The organism is Scytonema hankhaensis NUACC26, from assembly GCF_045865695.1.
In the GTDB taxonomy this organism is placed as follows: domain Bacteria; phylum Cyanobacteriota; class Cyanobacteriia; order Cyanobacteriales; family Nostocaceae; genus Scytonema.
The window spans coordinates 1-4,821 of record NZ_BAACAP010000033.1; the positions used below are offsets into that span (position 1 = coordinate 1).

A 4,821-nucleotide genomic window follows, 5' to 3' on the forward strand; every position below is an offset into this window, starting at 1 on the left:
CTTTAAAACCTTTGGCTAATTGACGCAGATGAGAGGCAAATGGTATCAATTTTTTATTCAATTCCAGGTGTTCAGCTCGCTTGACAATACCTTTAAGGTCGCCAATGACTGCTAGCTCAAACAGGACAGCGATTTCCTCTGGTGGCGGTGCAACCAGAGGTTTTGTTTCCAATATCTGTGTTGTAAGGGAGCTAGTCACTTGAGCGGCATTACTCTCCTGATAAATCCATTCTAGTTTCAGGTAAAGCTGCAACTTTTCTAAAAGCTCCTCTAACCGTATAGGTTTAGGGAGAAAATCATTGCAACCTGCCTCAAAACTTTTTTGTTGCTCGAAATCAAAAACACTACTTGAGGTAGCAATCACCACCACATTGAGTTGCAACTGCCGAATCTGGCGGGTAGCTTCTAAGCCACTCATTATCGGCATTTTCAAGTCCATCAAAATAACATCAGGTTTTAACTCACGCGCCTTATTTAAACAATCCTGACCATCCGTTGCTGACACAATTTCAAATCCTAAAGGTTGCAGCATACCAACTAGAACCGAGCGATTATCCAATTTATCGTCTGCGACCAAAACTTTGCGCCCTTCACCTTTGTAAGCAATAATTGTACCTTGTTCTCCTTGGTTAATATGAGTCGGTTGCTCAACTTCCGGCAAATCTAACTCAAAGAAGAAAACGCTTCCTTTTCCTAAAGTACTCTTTACCTTCAATTCGCCGCCCATCATCTGAACTAATTGACGGCTAATTGTCAGTCCCAATCCTGTTCCTTCAATCTTACGACTGTGGTATTCTACCTGGTGGAAGGGCAAAAATATTTTTTCTAATTGCTCATTTGCTATACCAATGCCTGTATCTTCTACCTGAAATCTCATTTTGCCGTCATAATACCCAACTTTGAAGGTTACTCTGCCGATCTCGGTAAATTTGACTGCATTACTGAGTAAATTAATCAATACTTGTCGTAACCGCTTCTCATCGCCTTTAACACCTATAGGCAGTGGGGTGAGAGGCTCGTAAATCAAGAAAATTCCTTTTTCTTTCGCCCGAATGTGGCAAATTTCAGTAATTTCTTTGAGAAATTTCGGAAAACGAAAATTACTTGAGTAAAGTTCCATTTTCCGGGCTTCAATTTTGGAGAGGTCTAAAATGTCATTAATTAGGTTGAGTAGGTGGTTACCGCACTGGTAAATGATGTTAATTTTATCTTTTTGCAGACCGATTAAACTTTTGTCTCGTTTAAGGATTTGAGTATAACCCAAAATGCCGTTGAGTGGAGTTCTCAATTCATGGTTCATGTTGGCCAAGAATTCGCTCTTGGCACGGTTAGCAGATTGTGCGGCATCTTCGGCTTTCTGTAGATGCAGATTTTTTTCCTGTAATTCCAGCGTTCGCTCTTCTACTTTTGCTTCTAAGGTGGTATTAGCTGATTCTAAATCGGCATAGAGACGAGCATTTTCAATTGATATTGCTGCTTGAGATGATAAAAGTTTTAAGACTTCTAACCTAGCGGGGGTAAAGGCATTCGTTATCAGATTATTCTCAAAATAGACAACGCCACCCAAATGACCTTGATTGACAAGTGGCACACATAAAATCGATTTTGTCTGATACTCTTTGATACAAGGGTCAAGTGTAAAATTACCCTCACGAGTTGCATCATTCAAGACCACACTTTCTTTTGTACGGACGACATAGTTGATGATTGATGCAGGTACGCGGTTGTCAATGGGAATTGACTGCAACACGTTTATAATACTACAGTTACCAGATACAGTGTCAGAATTTACCTCGCCAGAAGCTTCAATTACCAATTTCCCTGCTTTGTCCAAAATGAGAAAGCCTGTTTGCGCCCCGGCATTTTCAATTAAGATCTTCATCAAGGAACCGAGTAACTTATCGAGAAAAATTTCACCAGAAATCGCTTGGGATGCTTTCATCACCGTAGCTAAATCTAAAGCGATGTCTGAGTTACTAGAGGTGGTTCCAGAAGCTGTGTGGTTCGGTGTATCAGCCATGCCTGAGGACTGAGGAAATAGCTGCGGATATCGAGTTTCTAAATCTTTGACCTTCGCAGTCGCTCCCCAGCGAGCGTAGCAGTAATATGCTTCCTTCATGTAAGTTTGGGCAATCTTTCCTCTACCACGAGATAGGTAAAATTTGGCAGCTAATTCATAAGCTAATGCTTCTTCTTGAAGATAGTCATTGTCTTGTGCATCTTGAATTGCTTGTTCGTAGAATTCTTCTGCCTCAAGCAATCGATCCAAAACTCGTGCAGTCTCTGCTTGCACCAAGTGATATTTATGCAAATAATTCATGGGCGCATAATGTGCCCATTGCTTCATTTTCTCCTGGCTAAGGGCAACTTTTTTGAGGATTTCCGACTGCGCTTGAGCACTGCTTTCGGGGTATGTTGCGAGTCTTGCTAGAGAATCATAGAGGTAGTACAAAGGAACAAAAGGTGTCGGTGTAACGCTGCTCAAATAACTTTCCGCTATGGCCGAGTTTTCAACTGCCTGAGCATACTCAGAGAATAAATAGCATAGGAAAAGTTTGTTGAAATGTACCAGAAAGATTGCGGTTCCATCATTTACTGCTTTGTGTTGTGGTAGTCTACTCTCCTCATTGTAGAATTCGCCAACTAGACGATAGGGATTGATTGAGCATCCTATCAAATTTGAGACAGATTGCTGAAATATCTGCTGCCAGGTGAGTACTGCTTCCCGTTTGAGTTGACGGATTGCCTCATTGTATGTTTTTATCTCGCGTTCAAGTTCCACGAGTCCCTTTCCGACGCGAAAGGATTGAGAACAGTAAGCTTGAGCGCAATAGGCGGCAAACTCTAAATCTCCAGTTTCTAGCCCACTTTGATAGCCTTCCAGGAATGGCTGCAATATTTCTCTAATATGTTCTTTCCAATGGATGATGAAGAGATTTACAAACAGCAATGTTCTAGCTTTGAGTGCATGGGTATTCGGCTGTGACAACAGCCTTAGAGCAAGCTGTCCAAACTCGTAGCCCGACTCAATGTTTCCTACCATCCCACAAAGAATGAACCCAAAGGTAGCATAGGCACAGGGAGACACAAAAGCATTGCCATATTGGATTGACAAGTTGACCTGTTTAGACGCAAGTAGAGGCACTAAATCTGGAGCAGCAATTTGGGCGGCAATCGTTATGCTTGATAGTATACGCATAGCCGCCAACTGCTTCGGCTCGGTCATTTCTGGCAAATGGATCAAGTCGCCGATCGGTTTTTTACTCAACAGGGATGCGATCGTGTCTAGTTCAAGGTAAACATCCGACTGACTGGGCGTTTCAGGAAAACCGATCCCCAGTTGCTGCAAAACTTGCAGCGCAGTATTGATTGCTTTCAATGGCTGGCTTTGCGCCATGCAGGTTTGAATTTTAATCTCATAAGCTTTCACTTTGTCTAGAATAGTTTTTGCTTGTTGCAGGACAACCGTTGTCCATTTCTCCATCTCATTAAAATGACCGCATAGGTACGCTGCTTCTGCGGCTGACTCATGTAAAGCCAAAGTCAGGTCATACTGACGTTGCCAACTATTAAGCGGCAGCAATTCTCTTGCTGTAGTTAAATATCTTTTGGCAGCATCATAAGCTGTAGCGGCTTTTGCTTTCTGACCTGCCATCAAATTTAATTTGGCTATTTCATCTCGTTTTTCTTGCTCAGTAACAAGTTTAATACCAAGATTCAGATGATCGGCTATTTGAAATATCTTGTCTAATAATGTTTCCGGTTTAGTATTATGTAATAGTAAATTACCAATTTGTAAGTGAATTGCTTGGTTTTGCGACTCCTCAACCAAGGCATAAGCAGCTTGCTGTACCCGGTCGTGCAGGAATTTATAATTTTGAATTAATAGTTCTTCATCTAACTCCGATCTAGGCGAAATTAACCCTAAATCAAGTGCCATTGCTAAGTCTAGGAACGTTTCTCTAGGCGATTTTTCACAGATAATTGAAAGGGTTTTTAAGTCAAATTCAGCGCCTACACAAGCTGCTAATCGTAAAACCTGCTGCGTGGCATCTGGCAGTTTTTTCAACTTGCTAATCATCAACTCCACCACATTGGCGGTGATGTCTTTTGCTTCGATTTGAGCCAAATCCCAATACCATTTTCGACTTTGGAGCGAGCGTTTGCGTTTTTCCTCCGGAAACTCTCCGTGAAACCTAACCAGCGACTTGGATTGTGGATTATTAATCTCAAACTCAAGTTGCAAATTCTCAACGAGGTTAAAGGTAATTAGGTTTTCCGCATAGAGGGTTTTTAGAAACTCATTGACAAAGAAAGGATTACCGCCAGTTTTACACAACAGCAACTCAGCCAAGGGTAAACTCGTGCTAGTGTCACTGTATAATGTGTCGGTAAGCAGGTGACTAATATGCTCTTGTTTTAAAGGTGCTAACGTAATCTGGTTGATATCTACTCCTTCTTTTTTTAGCCCCTCAAGCGTCATTATCAATGGATGATTTGGGTTAACTTCGTTATCACGATATGCTCCAATCAGAAAAAGGTATTGCGACTTGCTATCCGTCATCATCAACTGAATTAATTTGAGAGTCGCCGAGTCTACCCACTGCAAATCGTCCAGAAAGATGACCAAAGGATGCTCTTTCCTACAGAACACTCTTATAAAGTTTTGAAAGACTATATTAAAACGGTTTTGAGATTCGGTCGATCCAATTTCTGGCACAACTGGCTGTTTGCCGATAATAAGTTCAACTTCAGGAATGACATCAATGATGATTTGCCCATTGCTTCCTAAAGCTGAGAGCAGACGCGCTCGCCACTGTT

1 protein-coding gene is annotated in these 4,821 nt (G+C 41.7%); it reads right to left on the reverse strand.

Going from position 1 to position 4,821, the window contains the following annotated elements; all coding sequences use genetic code 11:
• Positions 1-4,821, reverse strand: a 4,821-nt coding sequence (locus ACKTT2_RS00590; RefSeq protein WP_407882919.1) for an ATP-binding response regulator, incomplete at both ends; no start/stop codon positions are given.